Genomic DNA, 20394 nt, shown 5'->3' with positions numbered 1-20394 from the left:
GGATTGGGGGATCGGTTGGGTCAAGGCCGCGCGGCGCGCAGCGACTCGACGAGCGCGGCGATGTCGAGCATCGCCGCGGCGGATTCGGGGGCGGCCGGCGTCAGGTGCGCGATGCGGCCGATCAGCGGCGCGCGGTGCTCGCGCGCGAGCCAGTCGCCAATCGTCGCGACGTTCTCGTCGGCGAACGACATCGCCGGGTCGACGTGGTTCGCGACCCAGCCCGCGAGCGTGAGGCCGCGCTGGCGAATCGCATCGGCCGTCAGCAGCGCGTGGCTGATGCAGCCGAGCCGGACGCCGACGACGAGCACGACGGGCAGGCCGAGCGCGACCGCGAGATCGGCGGTGTCCTGCGTGTCGTTCAGCGGCACGCGAAAGCCGCCGACGCCTTCGACGACGACCACGTCCGCGCGCGTCAGCGCTTCGCGATGGCACGCGACGATCGTGTCGAGGTCGAGCGTCACGCCTTCGCGCGCGGCGACGATATGCGGCGCGGCCGGCGCTTTCAGCAGGAACGGCGTGCGCAGCTCGGGCGGCAGCACGACGTTCGCGGCGGCGTCGAGCTGGTCGGCGTCCTCGTTGCGCCACACGCCGTCGCGTTCGTACGCGCCGGCCGCGACCGGCTTCAGCGCGGCCGCGCGCAGCCCGTGCCGCGCGAAGCCGTGCAGCATCGCGGCCGACACGAAGGTCTTGCCGATTTCGGTGTCGGTGCCGGTCACGAAGACGGAGAGCGGGGCGGTCATGCTGGGGCCTCCTCGCTGGCCTGGATCAACGCGGCTTCGAGCCTGGCGAGATCGTCGAACGAATGCGCGGCCGACAGCGACACGCGCAGCCGCGACGTGCCGGCCGGCACCGTCGGCGGCCGGATCGCGGGCACCCACAGGCCGTGCGCGTCGAGCGCGCGCATCGCGGCGAGCGTCGCGTCGTTGCTGCCGATCACGAGCGGCTGCACGGCCGTGTGCGAATCGACCGGCTGCCAGCGCGTGTTGCGCAGCAGCGCGCGCGTGCGTTCGATCAGCGCGGCGAGGTGCGCGCGGCGCGCGTCGCCTTCGTCGCCCGCGATCACCTTCAGGCTCGCCGATACCGCGTGCGCGACGGCCGGCGGCGCGGCCGTCGTGAAGATGTAGCTGCGCGCGCGCTGGATCAGCCATTCGATCACGGTTTCGTGCGCGATCACGAACGCGCCGGCGACGCCGGCCGCCTTGCCGAGCGTGCCGACGTACACGAGATGCGGCGAACGCAGCGCGGCGGCCGCGAGCGCGCCGCGACCCTGCGGGCCGAGCACGCCGAAGCCGTGCGCGTCGTCGACGACGAGCCACGCGCCGTGGCGTTCCGCCAGCGCGACGAGTTCGGCGAGCGGCGCAATGTCGCCGTCCATGCTGAACACGGTGTCGCTGACGATCAGCTTCGTTTCCGCATCCGATGCGTCGAGCAGCGCGGCGAGCGCGGCGGTATCGGCGTGCGGATAGACCTGCACGTTCGCGCGCGACAGCCGCATGCCGTCGATCAGCGACGCATGGTTCAGCGCGTCGGAGAAGATCGTCGCGCCCTTGCCGGCGAGCGCGGTCATCGCCGCGAGGTTCGCCATGTAGCCGGTGCTGAAATACAGCGCGCGCGGCGCATCGGAGAAGCCGCCCGCGAAGCCCGCGAGTTCGTCCTCGAGCCGGGCGTGCGCGCGCGAATGGCCGCCGAGCAGGTGCGAGCCGCCGCTGCCGGAGCCGTAGCGCTGCGCGCCTTCCGCGAACGCGGCGACGAGCGCCGGATGCGCGGCGAGGCCGAGGTAGTCGTTGCTCGCGAAGCCGACGATCTCGCGGCCGTTCACGGTCATGCGCGCGTCGCACGCGGTGTCGGCGATGCGGCGCACGCGGCGCAGCCCTTGTGCGTCGAGGTCGGCGAGGCCGCGTTGCAGGGTGTCGAGCAGGCTCATCGGCCGAGATCCTCCAGCGTGGCGTCGAGCGTGTCGCGCGTGCGCCGCGCGAGCCACGCGATGTCGTCGTCGCTCATCACGTACGGCGGCATCAGGTACACGGTCGTGCCGATCGGGCGCAGCAGCAGTTCACGTTCGAGCGCGCGCTCGAAGAAGCGCCGCGAGAAGCCACGCGCCGCGTCGCCGTCGAGCGCGGCGTCGAACGCGAACAGCGTGCCGCGCTCGCGTAGGTGGCGTACGTGCGGATGGGCGCCCAGCGGTGCGAGCGCCGCGCGCAGCGTCGCCGATTTGCGGGCGTTGCTCGCGAGCACGTCGTCGCGCGCGAACAGGTCGAGCGTCGCGAGCGCCGCGCGGCACGCGAGCGGGTTGCCCGTGTACGAATGCGAGTGCAGGAAGCCGCGCGTCGTGTCGTCGTCGTAGAACGCCGCGAACACGTCGTCGCGCGTGAGCACCAGCGACAGCGGCAGGTAGCCGCCGCTGATCCCTTTCGACAGGCACATGAAATCGGGCCAGACGCCCGCCTGTTCGCACGCGAAGAAGGTGCCCGTGCGGCCGCAGCCCACCGCGATCTCGTCGGCGATCAGGTGCACGCCGAATTCGTCGCACAGTGCGCGCAGCCCGCGCACGTACGACGGATCGTGCATGGCCATGCCGGCCGCGCATTGCACGAGCGGCTCGACGATCAGCGCGGCGATCCGGTCGCCGCGTTCGACGAACAGGCGCCGCACGTCCACGAGCGCGCGGCCCGCGACGTCGGCGGCCGTCTCGCCCGGCAGCGCGCCGCGCGCATCGGGCGACGCGACCACGTGAGCGTGGCGGATCAGTGGGTCGTACGCATCCTTGAACAGCGCGACGTCGGTCACGCCGAGCGCGCCGATCGTCTCGCCGTGATAGCTGTTCGCGACGCAGACGAATTCCTGCTTGTTCGCGCGGCCGCGGTTGCGCCACGCGTGGAAGCTCATCTTCAGCGCGATCTCGACGGCCGACGCGCCGTCCGACGCGAAGAACGCATGGCCGAGCGTGCGGGCGGTCAGCGCGTGCAGCCGTTCGGCGAGCTCGATCGCCGGTTCGTGCGTGCAGCCGGCGAGCATCGCGTGCTCGAGCGTGTCGAGCTGGTCCTTCAGCGCCGCGTTGATGTCCGGGTTCGCATGGCCGAACAGGTTGACCCACCACGAGCTGATCGCGTCGAAGTAGCGGCGGCCGTCACGGTCGACCAGCCACACGCCCGCGCCGCGCGCGACGGGGACGAGCGGCAGGCGCTCGTGATGCTTCATCTGGGTGCAGGGGTGCCAGACCGCGCGCAGGCTGCGCGCGACCCAGTCGTCGGTGGCTGGCGTACTCAAGGCGACTCCGGGGGTAAAACGGCCGCGCTGTATCGACGGGCGCCGCGCGGCGGGATACGAAACGCGCAGAGATTAGCGTGTTCCGCCGGACGTTGCACTAGCGGTTACAAACGCCGCACAGCCTTGCTGGGCGGGAGTTCGGCGCAGTTCGGGGTTGCTCGGAACGGAACGCGGCGGATCGGCCGAAATGCACGCAGATGACGACGGTCGAGTGACACCCCCCGACAGAAAAAAATCGCGGGGCGGGGGCGGGGGGCGGCCGGGTGGCGAAATATGGGGAAGGATGATGGTGCGGTGTTGGCGGCGACAAGGGGCGAACTTGCTGCGCGCAGGGTCGATCGACCGGGTGGTGCAATGCCGGACCATTGAGCGAAATCGAGCGGGCAGGTTCAGGGCAATGCTTTGCGAAGTGCCGCGTCGGCCACGTGGTCGATGTGACGGAACGCCGGCGCAATCTTGTCGACTTCCTTGTCAGGCACGCCATGCTCTTCGAAACACGTCTTCCATTCGCGTGTCGGTTGCCAGACTTCAGCAATCGCGAGTCCGGCGTCCGATTTCGAAAGGCCGAATGCATCCCGGGCATTGAACGCGTTATCCAGGGTGGCGAGCCGCCCCTGCGGGCCGATGCCGAGGTGGAGATAGCGCTCGTGTGCACTGCTCGGCCGGGGCAGAACGTCGTATAACGGGCTGAGACGCCAGCCGGGGAGACGCGGGTCGCGAATGAATCCGTGGTTGCGCAAATGGTCATCGTCGTTGCTCACGAGGATGTTAAAGACCATCCGCTTGAACAGTTCCCGGTTGTCGGCTCGAATTGCGTCCACGTGCCCGTGCTGCCGGATCGCGTGAGCCACGTCCTGATAACTTTTCTCCATCGATTCCATCTCGGAATAGCCGACCAGCGTCAATGCGCTCGCGAAGGGCACTCTTCGCTCGGTTGCCCCGGCACGGGGAGGCAGATAGAGCGCGTCGTCCCCTCGAAGGGCGTCGAATTCGGGGTGAGTCCAGTACCGGTCGAATCGGCGGATCAACATGACTTGTCGGCCGCCGACGTCGACGATGCGGGTAGGTGGGACCCGAATGCCGCACAGGGCCGCAAGACGAAGCGTGGCCTCTTCGATGACCGTCACGTTCAGCCGGTCGCTACGACTCGGGAATTTGGCCAGCCAAAGCACGCCGTTTTCGTCCCGCACCGTAGCCTTTGGCCGGGCGCCGCCGAGACCGCTGCCCTGTACGAAGATGGCTTCGAGTTCGGCCGGCACGGGCTCGCCTTCCTCGATGCGCGCTGCCGAATCGATCAGATATTCGAGCCTGTGCAGGCCATTGCCGGCTTGCGGGCCTGGAGGGGTGTCCAGATTCGCCCGGATATCGAGCGCACCAATCCGCTGACTGCCCGCGTGGAGGAGATAGGTGGATTCGGGCAGTGTGTTGGCCCGGACTTTGAGTTTGGCTTCGATGACACGCCGTCCCCATGCATCGGGCGCGGCGTCGCGAATCCCGCCGAACTGCGTCAACCCGCCCGCCGGGAAGTTCATCTTGCCGCGTGTCTCGTTCTTTCTCGCCAGACTCAGGCTCACCGGGTCGATTTCGATGGCGTTGGGCCGATCGATATAGCGCAACCCGTACGCGAAGCTCGATGCCTGTAGATCCGCACCGTCTTCGGTCATTTGAAGCAGGCCCGCGGGTGCCCAGTCATCGTCGAGATAGGCAAACACGGCGAGTCTTTTGACGACGGCGACCATCAGAAATCAAGATCCTTGAGTTCGTTGTCCGTGAGAGATCGTACGCGTCGACTGCGTTCGCGGGCCGCCTGTGCCTTGAGCGACGGGTCTGTTCCGGAGAGCAGTTCCAGCAGGGTCGTTTCCGGTGCAATCGCGTCGAGATACCGCAGCCACTGTCCCAGCGCGACGCCAGGATCGCCTTTCTCGATGCGATAGGCGGTATTGCGTGAAAGCCCGGCCCGGGTGGCCGCCTCGCTCTGCTGGATGCGCCGCGAGATGCGCAGACGGGCGAGCGCTTTTCCGACACGCGCGGCTTCCGCGAGAACGGTGGGGCTGGCGGCCGCAGCTTGATTGACCTTCATGCTCGTAAAATCGATCGTTAAGTCGATTATGATCGAAATAACGATCATGATAGATCATGCCAGCTCGAATTCAAGCCGATTGCGCGTAAAAACGAGCATTACGCGGTGAGTGCTCGATTTGACGAGCAGGCGGGGGCGTGCCGCGATGACCTTGAAAGGACTGGGCGTGCGAGGCGGGAAGAACGACAGCCGCGCGTCAGCGCGAAGCCAGCGCGCGCGTATCGGTGTCGCGGATGTGATCGTCGCCGTTGTCGGCCGTCTGCGTCGGGCTCGCGTTCCACACGACGCGGTCGTTGACCGCGTACAGCCGGCACGCGCCCGCGCCCTGCTTCGCGCAGTTGTCGAGCGCGAGCGCCATCGGGTCGTCGCCGCCTTCGGCCCACGACCACGCGCCTTCCGACGACACCGCGAACGCGCGGCTCGGATGCTGGCTCAGGAAGCGGCGGTAGCCTTCGCGGCCGGCTTCGTCGACGTACGGCACCGCGTTGACCGCATCGATCGACGCATAGCCGCTGGCCTTCGGCTCGTGCGGGTTCGCGACCGCATAGCGCACCGCGGTCGGCAGGTTCAGTTCGGCGAGGAATGCGTTCACGGCCGGCCACCACACGGGCACGCCGTCGCGATCGACGATCAGCCGGTGCGCGTCGTCCTTGTAGCGGCCGAAATCGATGAAGCGGGCTTGCGTGCCGTGCGACACGTACGCATCGTGCATCTGCGCGACGAGCGCGGGCGTCCATACCGAATCGTTGTCGCCGTACAGCCACAGCGACCGCACGGCCGTATGCGCGCCGTATTGGTCGAACGCGTCGACGAGGTTGCGCTGCCAGCCGTCGCACAGGTCCTGGCGCAGCCCGCCGGAGAAGTTGATGATGCCGCGCACGCCGGCTGCCGCTTCGGTGCCGTATGCGACCGACACGAGCCCGCCATGCGACGTGCCGGCGACGACGATGCGCGACGCATCGACGTACGGCTGGCGCGACATGTAGCGCACCGTCGCGTCGACGTCGGCGGCCTGCGCGAGCCCGTTCTTGCCGACGTTGCAGCCTTCCTGCCGGTACGTGCCGTCCGAACCGGCGAAGCCCTGGCGATTCGGCGCGATCACCGCATAGCCGCGCCGCACGAATTCGCGCGCGAACGCGAGCGGCCGGCTGCGCGGCTGCAGATGGAGATCGCCGGTATTTTTACCGTGGTTGAAGACGACGAGCGGGAACGGGCCGGGGCCGTTCGGCTTGAAGAGCGTCGCCTCGAGCGTGACGGCGCCCGAAGCATCGGCCGGAATGCGCAGGATCTGTTCGTTGAGGTCGGCGGCGACCTGCGGCAGGTTCGCGTCGGCGTAGTCGAAGCGCTCGGCGTGCGCGAGCGATCCGCTGGCGCCCGCCCCCGTAGCGGCGCCCGGCAGCGTACCGGCCTGAGCGGCCGACAGCGCACAGGCCGCCATCCATCCCACCAATACCTTGCTGAACGCCATCCGTAAGCCCTGCCACGCAACATGACCAATCCGAGGCCATCGTAGCCCGACAAAATCAGGTTGTGCAATGCGGGAATTACCCGGCGTCTGACATGGCAACTATTTGTCAGCGTTCACTTACTTCGCCGTCGACATAGCGCCAGAAACCGTGCTCGTCGCGCTCGAAACGACTCGTCTCGTGGAGCCGGTAAGCGCGCCCGCCAACCTTGTAGCGCGCCACGAATTCGACCTCCGCGTGCCGCTCGTCGAGCGGCACGTGGCGTTTGACCGCGAGGCCGAGCCAGCGCGGCGCGTCCGGTGCTTCCGGGTCGGTGTCGAGATCGGGCGGGCAGGTGCGCGCGGCCCACGTCGCGCGCAGGTAATCGGTCGCGCCGAGCACGTACGCGCTATACCGCGAACGCATCAATTCGAGTGCGGTGGCGGCGGCCTCGCCGCCGTCGATGAAACGGCCGCAGCAGGCCGCGTAGCGCGGCGCCGGGGCTTTGCGGGCGGGCGCGGGAGACGCGCCGCCGCACGGGCACGCGTCAGGTCGGTTCAAAATCATGCGAAATGTGAATTAACAACGATCGGTTGCCGGTGCCGCTCACCAGCTCAGCTCGACGCCGTCGTACTGGAAGAACCGGCCGTTCGCCTGGGACACGTCGGAACCCGATTCGGCGATCACGCGACGCATGCCGGTCACGCTCGTTTCCGGGTCGATCGCGGCCTGCGCGCCGCCCATGTCGGTGCGCACCCAGCCGGGATGCAGCGAAATGCACGCGGCATGGCGCGTCTGCAGCGAAGCGATGCGCAGCGCGTCGTTCAGCGCGGCCTTGCTCGCGCGGTACAGCCAGCCGGTCGTGCCGGTCGCCTCGGCGATGCTGCCCATCCGGCTCGACACGACGGCCAGCACGCCGCGCGCGTCCTCGACGAGCGGCAGCAGGATCGGCAGCAGCTGCATCGGCCCGCGCACGTTCGTGTGCATCACCGCGTCGAAATCCTCGGCGGTGATCGTCTCGACGCCCTCGGTGCGCGGCCCGTACACGCCGGACACGAGCACGGCCGCATCGAGCCGCTCGCCGTCGAGCTTCCAGCCGAGCGCCGCGATCTGCTCGGGCTGCGCGATGTCGAGCGCATGCGGCTGCGCGCCGAGCGCGCGCAGCGCATCGAGCGACGCCGCGTCGCGCGCGGTGGCGATCACGTTCCAGCCGTCGCGCCGGTATTGCCGGACGAATTCGCGGCCGAGGCCGCGCGATGCGCCGACGATCAATACGGTTTTCATGCCTGTCGCTCCTTGCGGTGGCGCCACCGAGGCAGTGCCGTTGTCAGATCCGTTCGACGCGTGCCGCGGCCGCGTCGCAGCCGCCGCCCGGCGGCTGGCGCGTTACTGCTGCGCGTCGTCGCACGGCTTGAGCGTCGCGGCGACCGCCTGCGCGACGCTTTCGAGCCGGGCGGCGTCCGCCGCGACCATGTCGTTGTCCGGCGCATGCTCGCCGCCGGCGGTGAGCGCGGCCACGCAGCGCCGGTAAGTCGAGTCGAGCGCGTCGAAGTTCGACACGGCCATCCCGAGGTTGCGCATCCGGCCGTCATGCACGCCGTACACGAGCCCGTGCACGGTGAGCGACTGGCCGCGCGCCCACGCGTCGTTGACGATCGTCGTGCGGCACACGTTGACGACCTGTTCGATCGCATTCAGCTCGATCAGGCGACGGTAACGCGCTTCGCCGACCGGCCATTCGTCGAGCAGCGCCGCATGGCGCTCGCGTACGTCCTGCACGTGATGCAGCCAGTTGTCCGCGAGGCCGACACGGCGGTTGTGCAGCGCCGCGTTCACGCCCGAGCAGCCGTAGTGGCCGACGACCATGATGTGCTTGACGCGCAGGATGTCGACCGCGAACTGGATCACCGACAGGCAGTTCAGATCGCTGTGCACGACCACGTTCGCGATGTTGCGGTGCACGAACACTTCGCCCGGCGGCAGGCCGATGATCTGGTTCGCCGGCACGCGCGAATCCGAGCAGCCGATCCACAGATATTCCGGCGCCTGCTGGTCGGCGAGTCGTGCGAAGAAATCGGGATCGTCGGCGAGCTGGCGCTTGACCCAGGCATCGTTGTTGTCGAACAGATGTGAAAGCGGATTGTCTTGAGTAGTCATCGGTGTGGCTTCCGTTGGCGGAAATCGGTCGATATCGGATTCGGTGTTGCCGGCGTCAGGCGGCGCGCTGTGCGTCGCCCGCGCCGTCGTCGAGGCCCGTCGCGCCGAAGCGCGCAGGGTAGCGCACGCTAAAGCGCAGGGCCGCATCGTACGGATAAAAATCGGGCAATTCGCCCTGCATCAGCTTGTCCTTGCTCGCCTGCCACAGCGCCGGATCGAAAAAGTCCGCGTGATGCTTCATGAAGACGCTGCGCACGCGCGGGTCGCCGAGCAGGAACGGCCCGTAGGTCTCCGGAAAGATGTCGTGCGGGCCGACGGTATACCACGGTTCGCCGGACAGCTCGTCTTCCTCGTTGCGCGGCGGCGGCACGCGCCGCACGTTGCAGTCGGTCAGGTACTCGATCTCGTCGTAGTCGTAGAACACGACGCGGCCGTGGCGCGTGACGCCGAAGTTCTTGTACAGCATGTCGCCGGGGAAGATGTTCGCCTTCATCAGCTCCTTCACCGCGTTGCCGTATTCCTTCACGCCATGCTCGACGTCCGCGTCGCTGCCGTTCTGCAGGTACAGGTTCAGCGGCGTCATCCGGCGCTCGATGTACAGGTGCTTGATCACGAGCTTGTCGTCCTCGTACTCGAGCAGCGACGGCACTTCCTTCTCGAGTTCACGCACGAGCGCATGATCGAGCCGCGCGAGCGGCAGCGCGACGCTCGAATACTCGAGCGTGTCGGCCATTCGCCCGAGGCGGTCGTGGCGCTTCACGAGCTGGTACTTCTCCATGATCTGCGCGCGCGTCGTTTCCTTCGGCGGCGGGAATTGATCCTTGATGATCTTGAACACGTACGGGAACGACGGCAGCGTGAACACGAGCATCACGAGGCCCTTGATCCCGGGCGCGATGATGAAGCGGTCGCTCGAATGCGACAGATGGTGCAGCAGGTCGCGGTAGAACAGGTTCTTGCCCTGCTTCTGCAGCCCGACCGACGTGTAGATCTCGGCCTTCGGCTTGCCCGGCATGATCGTGCAGAGGAACTCCACGTACGCGGACGGCACGCCCATGTCGACGAGGAAGTACGAATGCGAGAAGCTGAAGATGATCTGCAGCTGCTCGCGGCGCAGCAGCACGGTATCGAGCGCGAGCACGCCCGGGCGCACGTGGCGGATCGGCACCGCGAACGGCAGCACGCGGTCGGCGTTGATGATGCGGCCGACGATGTACGCGCTCTTGTTGCGGAAGAACAGCGACGACAGCACGTGGATCTGGAAATTCGGCGCTTCGTCGAAGTGGCCGAATTCATCGTCGATCGCCTGCATCACGCAGCCGATGTCGCGCGTGAGATCCTCGAACGCCGGCTCGAGCTGGAAATTCGTGACGATGCGCTCGAGCGTGGCCGCGAGCCCGTCGGTGCCCGGATAGTACGCGCGGTACGTCGGTTTCGCGGCCGGCTCGTCGTTCTCCAGATACTCGGTCGAGATCGCCGGGCGCACGAAGATGAAATCGTTGCTGAAATACGAGCGGTGCAGGATCTTGCAGCACACCGAATTGAAGAAGGTTTCCGCGCACTCCGGCTGGCGGTGCGACGTGAGCAGGCCGATGTAGTGCAGCTTGATCTGCTGCCACACTTCGTCGTCGATGTTCTCCGCGTCGTATTCGTCTTCCAGCACCTCGACGCATTCCTTCACGCGATCGTCGTACGACGTGATCCGCTCGCGCGCGAGCCGCTGCAGCCCGTGCCAGTCGCCGCGCTCGAACAGCGTCTTCGCATCGACCGCCGCTTCGCGGAAGATCCGGTAATGGCGATCGAAGTATTCGAGCATCGTTTGCGCGACGTCGAAACCGATCTGCGACGACAGCAGTTTGGGGAAGTGATTCATCGCGTGCAGGCTCGTTCAAGGGGCTGTAAGCACTCGCCATTTTAGCGCCCAAGTCGGCGTTTCAATGACTTTCGCGGTGATGCGCGAATGGTCGTCTATCGGCGTGTTGGTCGCCGTTGGGCGCCGTTCGACGCATCTTCGCGTAAAGATACGGGTACGGAACCGATTCTGACACGAACTTTTTTTGGCGCGTCGGCAGGGGCCGGGCACGTGTTTCGCGCGACGGCGATAGAATCGACGCACCGCCCGCCGCGCCGTGCCGCCGGCGCGCCTTCGCACCGATAACGACGAGACGCCCCACCGATGAATGCCCTGGAACACCAACTCGACTACCCCTTCGCCGATACGCTGCCCGCCGCGGGCGACACGTTCGAGGTCGCGCCCGGCGTGCGCTGGCTGCGCATGCCGCTGCCGTTCTCGCTCGATCACATCAATCTCTGGCTGCTGCGCGACGAGATCGACGGGCAGGCCGGCTGGACGGTCGTCGATTGCGGGATCGCGTCGGACGCGATCCGCACGCACTGGGAGCACATCTTCGACACGCAGCTCGACGGCCTGCCCGTGCTGCGCGTGCTCGTCACGCACTGTCACCCCGATCACTTCGGCCTCGCGAACTGGCTGTGCGAAGGCGGCGACAAGGGCCGCTGGAACGTGCGGCTGTGGATGACGCTCGGCGAATACCTGTTCGGTTGCCTGATGGCGGCCGGCAACGGGTCGAACGCGGGCGGCGCGGCCGCCGCTGATCACTTCGCGCGCCACGGCCTGACCGATCCGGCCGCGCTCGACAAGCTGCGCAACCGCCGCAGCTACTACTCGGATCTGGTGCCGGCCGTGCCGCCGCGTTACCGGCGCCTGCGCGAAGGCGACGCGGTGACGATCGGCGCGCGCACGTGGCGCGTCGTCACCGGCTACGGCCATTCGCCTGAACATTGCGCGCTCCACAGCGAAGCCGACGGCGTGCTGATTTCCGGCGACATGGTGCTGCCGCGCATCTCGACGAACGTGTCGGTGTTCGACCTCGAGCCCGAAGCGAACCCGCTCGCGCTGTACCTGGAATCGCTCGGCCGCTACGAGACGATGTCGCCCGACACGCTCGTGCTGCCGTCGCACGGCAAGCCGTTCCGCGGCGTGCGCACGCGCATCGCGCAACTGCGCGAACACCACGATGCGCGCCTGGCCGAAGTGCGCGTCGCGTGCGCGGAAAAGCCGATGAGCGCGGCCGACATCGTGCCGATCATGTTCCGCCGCCGGGAGCTCGACATCCACCAGATGACGTTCGCGCTCGGCGAAGCGCTCGCGCATCTGAACCTGCTGTGGCTCGCGGGCGAACTCGTGCGCGAGCAGGGTGACGACGGCGTGCTGCGGTTCCGCGCCGCCAGCTGAGCGCGCTTCGTCATCGTTACGCGACGGGTTCGTAACGCCATCCGTCGGGATGCCACTGCATCGTGTGCGTCGGTTCGAGCGCCGCGAGAAACGCGGCGTCGTGCGACGCGACCACGAGCGCGCCCGGGAAACCCGCCAGCGCGGCTTCGATCGCACGCACCGATTCGAGATCGAGGTGATTGGTCGGCTCGTCGAGCAGCAGCAGTTGCGCGGGCGTGCCGCGCCACAACGCGCACGCGAGCGCGGCCTTCAACCGTTCGCCGCCGCTCAGTTGCCGCGCCGGTTGCGTCGCACGTGTCGCGTCGAGCTGCAGCAGCGCGAGACGGCTGCGCAGGTCGCCTTCGGCGAGCGGCGTATCGAGCAGCCCGAGTTGCTCGACGATCGAGCGCTCCGGGTCGAGCAGTGCGAGCCGCTGGTCGAGATACGCGGCGCTCACGTGCGTCGTGCAAGTGCCTGAGCGCGGCGCCAGCTCGCCCGCGAGCATCCTCAGCAACGTCGACTTGCCGCAGCCGTTCGGGCCCGTCAGCGCGATGCGCACGGCGCCGCTGGCCGACCACGTGATCGCGTCGGCGTCGCCCGCGACGCGCCACGGCAGTTGCGCGCGTTCGAGCGTGAACAGCTGGCGGCGCGCGCTGACCTCCGTGCCCGGCAGCGACACCAGTACGGGCGCGTCGGTCTCGACGCGCGCGGCCGCTTCCTGCACGCGCGTGTCGAGCGTCGCCTTGAAGTCGCTCTGATGACGCCGGACCGTCCCCATGATGGCGCGCGCGGCGCCCTTGCGGCGCTGGCGCGCCATCGACGACAGGTTGGCCGTCTTCGCGTCGCGCAGCGACGCGGCCGCATGGCGCTGGATCGTGTCGTGTTCCTGTTCGAGCCTGCGCCGCACGCGCTCGCGCTCGCTGCGCACATGGTCGAGCGCCGCGTGCGCGGCTTCCTGTTGCGCGTCGCGCTGCGCACGGTAGAGCGCGTAGTTGCCGCCGTACGAGCGCGCGCCGTGCGGCGTCAGCTCGACGATGCGCTGCACGCCGGCGAGCAGCGCACGGTCGTGGCTCACGATGACCACGCCGCCGCGCCAGCCGTCGAGCGCCGTGCGCAGCCACGCGCGGCCCGGTGCGTCGAGATGATTGGTCGGTTCGTCGAGCACGAGCAGGCCGGCGCCGGACAGCAGCGCGCCGATCAACGCGACGCGCGCGAGCTGGCCGCCGCTCAACGTGTGCGCGGGCGTGTCGGCGCGGACATCGTGCAGGCCGGCCGCGTCGAGCGCCGCGCGCAGCCGCTCCGCGAGATCCCAGCGATCGCCGATCAGGTCGAAGTCGTGCGGCGCCGCGCGGCCGTCCGCGAGACGCGCGAGCGCGCCGAGCGGCGCATCGAGCGCGGCGATCTGCGCGACGGATCGCGGGGCGGCCGTGGCGTCGTGGTCGTGCTGCTGCGCGACGTAGACGACCTGCGCATGTCGCTCGACCGTCCCCGCACTCGGCGCGCGGCGGCCCGCGATCAGTTGCGCGAGCACGCTCTTGCCGACGCCGTTGCGGCCGACGATGCCGGTCGGCGTGCGATCGATGGACAGGTCGAGCGAATCGAACAGCGTGACGCCGTCGTCGAAGCGGAAGGAAACGTGATGAAGCGCGACGAGCGCGCCGGTGGGCGTGGCTGCAGCCATAAGCACCTCCAAAAATGCGTGAAGACCTTCGCGCGCGGCGTGCGTGGCACGGGCGGCGAAAACATTTCGGGAAGGCTTAGTTGTTCACTTTGGCCGGCGTCCGGTATGAGGAATGAGCGCGCAGTGTAGCAAGCGCGGCGCGCGGGCCGCAAGCGAGCGGCATGTGCGCCGTCGCTTGCGCGCCACGCGAGGTTACTGCACCGCGACCGTCGCGAAGTTCTGCCGTCCGAACGGACTCACGTGATAGCCGCTCACGTTCGTGCGCGTCAGCGCGGCCGCGGTCGGGTAGCCGAGCGGAATCCACAGCGCCTGGTCGTGGATGATCTTCTGCGCGCTTTCGTACAGCTTCGCGCGCTTGGCCTGGTCGGCGGTCGCCTTGCCGTCGGCGATCAGCTTGTCGAGCTGCGCATCGCAGAAGCGCGCGAAGTTGATGCCCGACTTCACCGCGTTGCAGCTGAACAGCGGCGACAGGTAGTTGTCCGGATCGCCGTTGTCGCCGGCCCAGCCCATGAACAGCATGTCATGCTGGCCGAGCTTCGCCTGCTTGATCAGTTCGCCCCATTCGATCACTTTCACTTCCGCTTTCACGCCGATCTTCGCGAGGTCGGCCTGCAGCAGTTCGGCGCCGGCTTTCGGATTCGGGTTCAGCACGCTGCCGGTCGGGCGCGTCCAGATCGTCGTCGAGAAGCCGTTCGGGAAGCCGGCCTGCGCGAGCAGCTGCTTCGCCTTCGCGGGATCGTACGCATACGGCGCGATGTCCTTCGCGTAGCTCCACGTGTTCGGCGGATACGGATTGTTCGCGGCCGTCGCGGTGTTGTCGAACACGACCTTCAGGTAGGTCGCGCGGTCGAACGCGAGATTCAGCGCCTCGCGCACCTTGTCGTTGTCGAGCGGCTTCTTCTGCGTGTTCAGCGCGACGAACGCGGTCATGAACGCAGGCGTCTGCACGACCTTCAGCGCGCTGTCGCCCTTCGCGGCGAGCACGTCTTGCGGCTTCGGCGACAGCGCGATCTGGCATTCGCCGGCCTTCACCTTCTGCATGCGCACCGATGCATCGGGCGTGATCGCGTAGATCAATCGATCGACCTTCGGCTTCGCGCCCCAGTAGGTCGGGTTCACGTCGTAGCGGATCAGTGCGTCCTTCGTATAGCTCTTCAGCACGAACGGGCCGGTGCCGACCGGCTTCGCGTTCAGGTCGGCCTGCTTGCCGGCCTTGAGCAACTGGTCCGCGTACTCGGCCGAGTAGATCGACGCGAAGCCCATCGTCAGGATCGGCACGAACGTCGCGTTCGGCTCGTTCAGCACGAACTTCACCGTGCTGTCGTCGACCTTCGTCACCGATTTCACGAGCTTCACGAGGCCCATCGACTGCGCATGCGGGAAGCCGCTCGCGCCGGCCACCTTGTGCCACGGATTCGCATCGTCGAGCATCCGCGTGAACGTGAACACGACGTCGTCGGCGTTCAGCGGGCGGCCCGGCTTGAAGTAGTCGGTGGTCTGGAACGCGACGTTCGGGCGCAGGTGGAACGTGTACGTGAGGCCGTCGGCGCTTGCTTCCCATTTGTCCGCGAGCGCGGGCACGACCTTCTTCGCGGCTTCGTCGTAGGACACGAGCGTGTTGAAGATCACGTCGGCCGACGCGTTGGTCGTGACGAGCGAGTTGTACTGCACGACGTCGAAGCCGTCCGGGCTCGATTCCGTGCAGACGGTGAGCGGCTTGGCGGCGGCGAGGCCGGGAGCGGCAAGGGCCGCGGCCACGGCGGCCGCGGCGAATAGCTTGACGTGCATAGGATCTCCCACGTTGCTTGTGTTTTTCGCTGGATGACGGAGGCGGGCGCGGCCCGGCAGCGGGCAGGGCCGGCGCGGCTGGCGAATAGGATACCGTCAAAGCGCGCGACGCGTGGAAAAAGGCGCCGGAACGCGACGAATTGACCGAAAAACGGCTGCGATGGCGACGGAACGGGTGTTGATGCGGCCGTGCGGAGAGGGCGAGCGCGGCGCGGAAGGCGAGGGGCGAGGCGGGCGGCTGCGAATGCGAATGCGAATGCGCGGCGCGAGCGACGGAACGGACAGGATCGCGGCAGCGGTGCGCGGTATGTGGCGCGACACGAAGGTAGAGGCCCGCGCGGATTCGCGCGGTATGGCGAGGCAGACCGGGCCAAGGCCCGACAGCGACCCGGCGAGGCGCTCGCCGGATCCACGGCGCACTTAGTGCGCGCCGGCCTTCGGCTTGCGCGGCGCCTTCTCGAACAGGCGGTCGTACAGCCAGCGCGGCAGCACGTGCAGCACCTTCGCGACGACGCCCATCTGCCACGGAATCACGCGGAACGCGTGCTGCCGGGCGATCGCCCGCGCCGCGCGCGCGGCGAAGCGGTCGGCGTCCATCAGGAACGGCATCCGGTACGGGTTGTGCGCGGTCATCGGCGTGCGAATGTAGCCGGGCGCGATCGTCACGACGCCGACGCCGGCCGGGCGCAACTCGACGCGCAGCGATTCGAGATACTTGATCGCGGCCGATTTCGACGCGCTGTACGCGCCGGAGCCGGGCAGCCCGCGCACGCCGGCGACGCTCGCGACGCCGACCAGCGTGCCGTGGCGCGCGGCCGTCATCGGGCCGACGAACGGCTCGAACGTCGCGACCATCCCGTAGTAGTTGATGTCCATCACGTCGCGGAACGTCGCGAGGTCGCCCTGGCCCGTGACGGCGCCCTGGCTGATGCCCGCGTTCGCGATCACGACGTCGGGGCAGCCGTGCGCGGCGATGAACGACGCGGCGGCGGTGGCCAGCGCATCGGCGTCGCGCACGTCGGCGGAATAGACGGAGATGGACAGCTTCGGGAACCGCCGCGCGAACGCATCGAGTGCATCGGTGCGGCGCGCGACGAGCGCGAGCGTGGCGCCCTGGCGGGCGTATTCCTCGGCCATCGCGAGGCCGAGGCCGCTCGACGCGCCGGTGATGAAGACCTTCAGCGGAGTAGTCATGCCGGCGCGCGGGCGGGGATCAGAGCTTCTTGTCCTGAACCTGCTTCACGAGGAAGTCGAGCACCTGGGCGGTACCCGGGATGCTGTTCGTGTAAGCGGGGCCCGTCTTGTACTTGCCCTGGACGACGACCGTCGGCACGCCGTCGATCGCGTAGTCCTTCAGCAGCTTGGCCGACTGGTTCACCTCGCCCTGCACGCTGAACGAGTTGTACGCGTCCATGAACTTCTTCTTGTCGACGCCCTGCGTCGCCAGGAAGTCGGCCTGCGCCTGCGGCGTCAGCAGGTAGTTCTTCTGCTTGTGGATCGCGTTGAAGATCGCCGGCGTGACCTTCTCGGAAATGCCGAGCGCGGACACCGCGTAGAACAGCTTCGAGTGCGGGAGGAAATCGTCACGGAAGGCGACCGGCACGCGCTTGAAGTCGATGTTGTTGCCCTGCTTCTTCACCCAGGCCTCGATCGTCGGCTCGAATTCGTAGCAGTGCGGGCAGCCGTACCAGAAGAACTCGATCACCTCGACCTTGCCGGCCGGCGCCGACACCGGCTGCGGCGACTTCATCACCTCGAAGTCCTTGCCGGCGGCCGGCGCGGCGGGCGAAGCCTGGGCGAGGCCGGCGGCCAGGCCCAGGGACAGAAGGAGCGTGCTAAGCAGTTTTTTCATGTTGTGAACGTCGAATCGGTTGCTCGGGTTACGGAACGTAACGGGTTCTGCGTGGGCGCGGCCGGGTGGCTTACTGCTTCGTGAAGCGGATCACCGCCGTGTCGACACCTGCATCGGACAGGCGCTGACGGGCCGAGTTCATATCCTCGAACTTCGAGAATGGGCCGACGCGCACGCGGAAATAGGTCACGCCGCTGACGTCGCGCTTCGACACCTTCGACTCGAAGCCCTGGAAGCCGAGGCGCGCACGCTGCTGTTCGGCATCGCCTTCCGTCTTGTACGCGCCGACCTGCAGGAAGTAGCCGGTGTTCGCGTCGTTCGCGGTCGGCGGCTTCGCCGCTGCCGCCGCGGCGGCGGCCGACGACGTCGGCTTCGGCGTGTTCGCGGCCTGCTGCTGTTGCTGCTGCTTTTGCGCGGCGGCCTGCTGCGCCTGCTTCTGCGCGGCGAAGCGCGCGAGGTCGTCCTCGCCGCCTTGCTGCTGTTGCTGCGCCTGTTGCGTCTTCTTCGGCGGCGGCGTGGTGTCGGCCGGCTTCGGTGCGACGGCGACGCCGTTGCCCGACGACGGATTGTTCGACGCGGTGGCGTTGCTCGAGCCGGTGGCGCCGTTCGCGTTGCCCGACGGCGGCACTTCGACGATCTGCGGCTCGGGCAGCAGGCCGCCGCCCTGAGTCTGGTTCGCGGCCTGGCCGGGCGCGGTGTTCGGCGGTGCGGATTGCGCGGCCTGCGGCACCGGCTGGCCGGGCGTCTTGCCCTGCAGCGCACGGTTCGGGTCGAACTGCTGCGGCTGGCTCGCGCCGTTGTCGGCCTGCGGCGGCGCGACCTTCGACACGAACGGCGACGGCGAACGCGTGATGTAGAGCGCCACCACCACGGCGATCGCGAGGCCGACGATCAGGCCCAGTACGATTCCAAGAAATGTCCCTCCGGCTTGTTTCGATTGCTTCGAAGTTCGGCGTGGTTGTGCCATTGCTTGAGTCACCTGCAAAAAGAATCGTGAGAGGGCTGCGACGGGCGCCCGACGGCGGGCAATCCGACGGCGGGCGTTGCCGCAGCCAGTCGCGGCCCGGTTCGGGCCGCGCGGACATCCTTACATCTTGGCGGGGGCGGACACGCCGAGCACCGTCAGGCCGTTCTCGAGCACCTGCCGGGTCGCGGCGAGCAGCGCGGCGCGCGCATTGCGCGGCGCTTCGTCGTCGACCAGCACGCGCTCCGCATTGTAGAACGAGTGGAATTCGCCAGCGAGATCGCGCAGGTAGAACGCGACCGCGTGCGGCGCCAGCTCGTTCGCCGCGTGCGTGAGCATGTCCGGATACTCGGCCAGCTTCTGCATCAGCGATGCCGCCTGCGCGCTCGTCAACTGCGACAGGTCGGCGCCCGGCAGTTGCGCGACGTCGACGTTGTAGCGCGACTTCAGTTCGTTGAGCACCGAGCAGATCCGCGCATGCGCGTACTGGACGTAATAGACCGGGTTTTCGTCGTTCTGTTTCAGCGCGAGATCGATGTCGAACACGAACTCGGTATCGGCCTTGCGCGAGATCAGGAAGAAGCGCACCGCGTCGCGGCCGCGCGTGATGGTTGCTTCGTCGATCAGGTCGGGGGCTGCTTCCTGGCCCGCCGCCGCGCCGCCCGACCATTCGATCAGGTCGCGCACCGTCACGTAGCTGCCCGCGCGCTTCGAGATCTTCACTTCCTGGCCGTCGCGCATCACGGTGACCATCTTGTGCAGCACGTAGTCGGGATAGCCCTTCGGGATCCCGATGTGCAGCCCCTGCAGGCCGGCGCGCACGCGCGCGATCGTGCCGTGGTGGTCCGAACCCTGGATGTTGATCACCTTCGTGAAGCCGCGCTCCCATTTCGTCACGTGGTATGCGACGTCCGGCACGAAGTACGTGTACGTGCCGTCCGACTTGCGCATCACGCGATCCTTGTCGTCGCCTTCGTCGGTCGTGCGCAGCCACAGCGCGCCGTCCTGCTCGTAGGTCATGCCGGCCTTGACCAGCGCGTCGACCGTCTTCTCGACGCGGCCCTCGCTGTACAGCGACGACTCGAGGTAGTACTGGTCGAACTTCACGCCGAACGCCTGCAGGTCCATGTCCTGCTCGCGACGCAGGTACGTGACCGCGAACTTGCGGATCGCGTCGAGATCCTCGACGTCGCCCGCGCCCTTGACCGGCTCGCCGTCCGATGCGGCGACCGTTTCGCCGTTCAGGTAGTCGCGCGCGATGTCGGCGATGTACTCGCCGTTGTACGCGGCTTCCGGCCAGCCCGCGTCGCCCGGCTTCAGGCCGCGGGCGCGCGCCTGCGTCGAGATCGCGAGGTTGCCGATCTGCACGCCCGCGTCGTTGTAGTAGAACTCGCGGTGCACCGCATAGCCCTGGCTCGCGATCACGTTCGCAAGCACGTCGCCGAGCGCGGCCTGGCGGCCGTGGCCGACGTGCAGCGGGCCGGTCGGGTTGGCCGATACGAATTCGAGCAGCACCCGCTTGCCTTTCTCGCGATCCGACGTGCCGAACGCGCGGCCCTGCTCGAACACGGCGGCGATCACCGCCTGCTTCGCGGCGGCCGACAGGCGCAGGTTGATGAAGCCGGGGCCGGCGATCTCGGCGGCTTCGACGAGGCCTTGCGCGGCCGGCTGCGCGGTGAGCGCGGCGACGATCCGTTCGGCGAGCTGGCGCGGGTTCGTGCCGAGCGGCTTCGCGAGCTGCATCGCGACGTTGCACGCGACGTCGCCGTGCGCGGCGACCTTCGGGCGCTCCAGCGTGATGGTCGGGGCGACGAATGCTGCGTCGGCGCCTTTCAGCGCGTGTGCGACCTGCTTGACGCTATCCGCGAGCAGGGCTTCGAGGGTCTGTTTGTGTGCTGGCAGCATGCTGGTAGAAGGCTTCGTTG

Annotated in this window: 17 protein-coding genes; 1 reads left to right on the top strand and 16 read right to left on the bottom strand. The window is 68.0% G+C overall.

Going from position 1 to position 20394, the window contains the following annotated elements:
- Nucleotides 1-20: 20 nt before the first annotated feature.
- From bioD to aceK, 10 genes are all read right to left on the bottom strand, one after another.
- Complete coding sequence (gene bioD, locus CFB35_RS15425) at nt 21-740, bottom strand: dethiobiotin synthase (RefSeq protein WP_059585402.1); 720 nt, start codon at nt 738-740, stop codon at nt 21-23.
- Nucleotides 737-1924 carry an 8-amino-7-oxononanoate synthase gene (gene bioF, locus CFB35_RS15420; RefSeq protein WP_089465188.1) on the bottom strand — a complete coding sequence of 396 codons (1188 nt, stop codon included), beginning with the start codon at nt 1922-1924 and terminating at the stop codon, nt 737-739. The genes bioD and bioF overlap by 4 nt, the downstream gene beginning before the upstream one ends.
- Nucleotides 1921-3267, bottom strand: a complete 1347-nt coding sequence (bioA, locus tag CFB35_RS15415; protein WP_089465187.1) for an adenosylmethionine--8-amino-7-oxononanoate transaminase — start codon at nt 3265-3267, stop codon at nt 1921-1923. The genes bioF and bioA overlap by 4 nt, the downstream gene beginning before the upstream one ends.
- A gap of 389 nt (nt 3268-3656) precedes the next feature.
- A complete protein-coding gene (locus CFB35_RS15405; RefSeq protein ID WP_059585399.1) occupies nt 3657-5006 on the bottom strand; it encodes a type II toxin-antitoxin system HipA family toxin in 1350 nt (449 codons plus the stop codon).
- Nucleotides 5006-5395 (bottom strand): helix-turn-helix domain-containing protein, encoded by a 390-nt coding sequence (locus CFB35_RS15400; protein WP_226094041.1) that lies wholly within the window; start codon nt 5393-5395, stop codon nt 5006-5008. Before CFB35_RS15400 ends, CFB35_RS15405 begins: the two co-directional genes overlap by 1 nt.
- Nucleotides 5396-5543: 148 nt before the next feature.
- The gene (locus CFB35_RS15395; RefSeq protein ID WP_059585398.1) at nt 5544-6815 is read right to left on the bottom strand and encodes a dienelactone hydrolase family protein; all 1272 of its coding nucleotides are present in this window, start codon (nt 6813-6815) and stop codon (nt 5544-5546) included.
- 106 nt (nt 6816-6921) lie between these two features.
- Nucleotides 6922-7359 carry a YchJ family protein gene (locus CFB35_RS15390; protein ID WP_059585397.1) on the bottom strand — a complete coding sequence of 146 codons (438 nt, stop codon included), beginning with the start codon at nt 7357-7359 and terminating at the stop codon, nt 6922-6924.
- Between the two features lie 39 nt (nt 7360-7398).
- Complete coding sequence (locus CFB35_RS15385; RefSeq protein ID WP_059585396.1) at nt 7399-8076, bottom strand: SDR family oxidoreductase; 678 nt, start codon at nt 8074-8076, stop codon at nt 7399-7401.
- Nucleotides 8077-8178: 102 nt separating this feature from the next.
- The gene (can, locus tag CFB35_RS15380) at nt 8179-8949 is read right to left on the bottom strand and encodes a carbonate dehydratase (RefSeq protein ID WP_059585395.1); all 771 of its coding nucleotides are present in this window, start codon (nt 8947-8949) and stop codon (nt 8179-8181) included.
- A gap of 55 nt (nt 8950-9004) precedes the next feature.
- Complete coding sequence (gene aceK / locus CFB35_RS15375) at nt 9005-10822, bottom strand: bifunctional isocitrate dehydrogenase kinase/phosphatase (RefSeq protein WP_059585394.1); 1818 nt, start codon at nt 10820-10822, stop codon at nt 9005-9007.
- 303 nt (nt 10823-11125) lie between these two features.
- On the opposite strand from aceK, the gene CFB35_RS15365 reads away from it, so the two are divergent.
- Nucleotides 11126-12205 (top strand): MBL fold metallo-hydrolase, encoded by a 1080-nt coding sequence (locus CFB35_RS15365; protein ID WP_059585393.1) that lies wholly within the window; start codon nt 11126-11128, stop codon nt 12203-12205.
- Nucleotides 12206-12221: 16 nt separating this feature from the next.
- Here CFB35_RS15365 and CFB35_RS15360 read toward each other — a convergent pair whose 3' ends face one another.
- The 6 genes from CFB35_RS15360 to argS all read right to left on the bottom strand — a co-directional run bounded on the left by CFB35_RS15360 (nt 12222) and on the right by argS (nt 20374).
- Complete coding sequence (locus tag CFB35_RS15360; RefSeq protein ID WP_059585392.1) at nt 12222-13865, bottom strand: ABC-F family ATP-binding cassette domain-containing protein; 1644 nt, start codon at nt 13863-13865, stop codon at nt 12222-12224.
- Nucleotides 13866-14057: 192 nt separating this feature from the next.
- Complete coding sequence (locus tag CFB35_RS15355) at nt 14058-15653, bottom strand: ABC transporter substrate-binding protein (protein WP_059585391.1); 1596 nt, start codon at nt 15651-15653, stop codon at nt 14058-14060.
- A 420-nt stretch (nt 15654-16073) separates the two neighbouring features.
- The gene (locus CFB35_RS15345; RefSeq protein ID WP_059585389.1) at nt 16074-16847 is read right to left on the bottom strand and encodes an SDR family oxidoreductase; all 774 of its coding nucleotides are present in this window, start codon (nt 16845-16847) and stop codon (nt 16074-16076) included.
- Between the two features lie 19 nt (nt 16848-16866).
- Nucleotides 16867-17505: a thiol:disulfide interchange protein DsbA/DsbL gene (locus CFB35_RS15340; protein ID WP_011694426.1), complete on the bottom strand. Its 639-nt coding sequence runs from the start codon at nt 17503-17505 to the stop codon at nt 16867-16869.
- 70 nt (nt 17506-17575) lie between these two features.
- Nucleotides 17576-18472, bottom strand: coding sequence for an SPOR domain-containing protein (locus CFB35_RS15335; RefSeq protein WP_059585388.1), 897 nt, complete (start codon nt 18470-18472; stop codon nt 17576-17578).
- 120 nt (nt 18473-18592) lie between these two features.
- Nucleotides 18593-20374, bottom strand: a complete 1782-nt coding sequence (gene argS, locus CFB35_RS15330) for an arginine--tRNA ligase (protein WP_059585387.1) — start codon at nt 20372-20374, stop codon at nt 18593-18595.
- Between the last annotated feature and the right edge of the window lie 20 nt (nt 20375-20394).

The organism is Burkholderia sp. AU16482 (genome assembly GCF_002223285.1).
GTDB classification, from domain to species: domain Bacteria; phylum Pseudomonadota; class Gammaproteobacteria; order Burkholderiales; family Burkholderiaceae; genus Burkholderia; species Burkholderia semiarida.
The sequence above is the reverse complement of the archived record's forward strand: the minus strand, read 5'-3'. Positions and strand labels throughout refer to the sequence as shown.

Coding starts and splice junctions, on each gene's coding strand:
- bioD (WP_059585402.1), bottom strand. CDS start 740: ATGACCGCCCCGCTCTCCGTCTTCGTGACCGGCACCGACACCGAAATC.
- bioF (WP_089465188.1), bottom strand. CDS start 1,924: ATGAGCCTGCTCGACACCCTGCAACGCGGCCTCGCCGACCTCGACGCA.
- CFB35_RS15405 (WP_059585399.1), bottom strand. CDS start 5,006: ATGGTCGCCGTCGTCAAAAGACTCGCCGTGTTTGCCTATCTCGACGAT.
- CFB35_RS15400 (WP_226094041.1), bottom strand. CDS start 5,395: ATGATCGTTATTTCGATCATAATCGACTTAACGATCGATTTTACGAGC.
- CFB35_RS15395 (WP_059585398.1), bottom strand. CDS start 6,815: ATGGCGTTCAGCAAGGTATTGGTGGGATGGATGGCGGCCTGTGCGCTG.
- CFB35_RS15390 (WP_059585397.1), bottom strand. CDS start 7,359: ATGATTTTGAACCGACCTGACGCGTGCCCGTGCGGCGGCGCGTCTCCC.
- CFB35_RS15385 (WP_059585396.1), bottom strand. CDS start 8,076: ATGAAAACCGTATTGATCGTCGGCGCATCGCGCGGCCTCGGCCGCGAA.
- can (WP_059585395.1), bottom strand. CDS start 8,949: ATGACTACTCAAGACAATCCGCTTTCACATCTGTTCGACAACAACGAT.
- aceK (WP_059585394.1), bottom strand. CDS start 10,822: ATGAATCACTTCCCCAAACTGCTGTCGTCGCAGATCGGTTTCGACGTC.
- CFB35_RS15365 (WP_059585393.1), top strand. CDS start 11,126: ATGAATGCCCTGGAACACCAACTCGACTACCCCTTCGCCGATACGCTG.
- CFB35_RS15360 (WP_059585392.1), bottom strand. CDS start 13,865: ATGGCTGCAGCCACGCCCACCGGCGCGCTCGTCGCGCTTCATCACGTT.
- CFB35_RS15355 (WP_059585391.1), bottom strand. CDS start 15,653: ATGCACGTCAAGCTATTCGCCGCGGCCGCCGTGGCCGCGGCCCTTGCC.
- CFB35_RS15345 (WP_059585389.1), bottom strand. CDS start 16,847: ATGACTACTCCGCTGAAGGTCTTCATCACCGGCGCGTCGAGCGGCCTC.
- CFB35_RS15340 (WP_011694426.1), bottom strand. CDS start 17,505: ATGAAAAAACTGCTTAGCACGCTCCTTCTGTCCCTGGGCCTGGCCGCC.
- CFB35_RS15335 (WP_059585388.1), bottom strand. CDS start 18,472: ATGGCACAACCACGCCGAACTTCGAAGCAATCGAAACAAGCCGGAGGG.
- argS (WP_059585387.1), bottom strand. CDS start 20,374: ATGCTGCCAGCACACAAACAGACCCTCGAAGCCCTGCTCGCGGATAGC.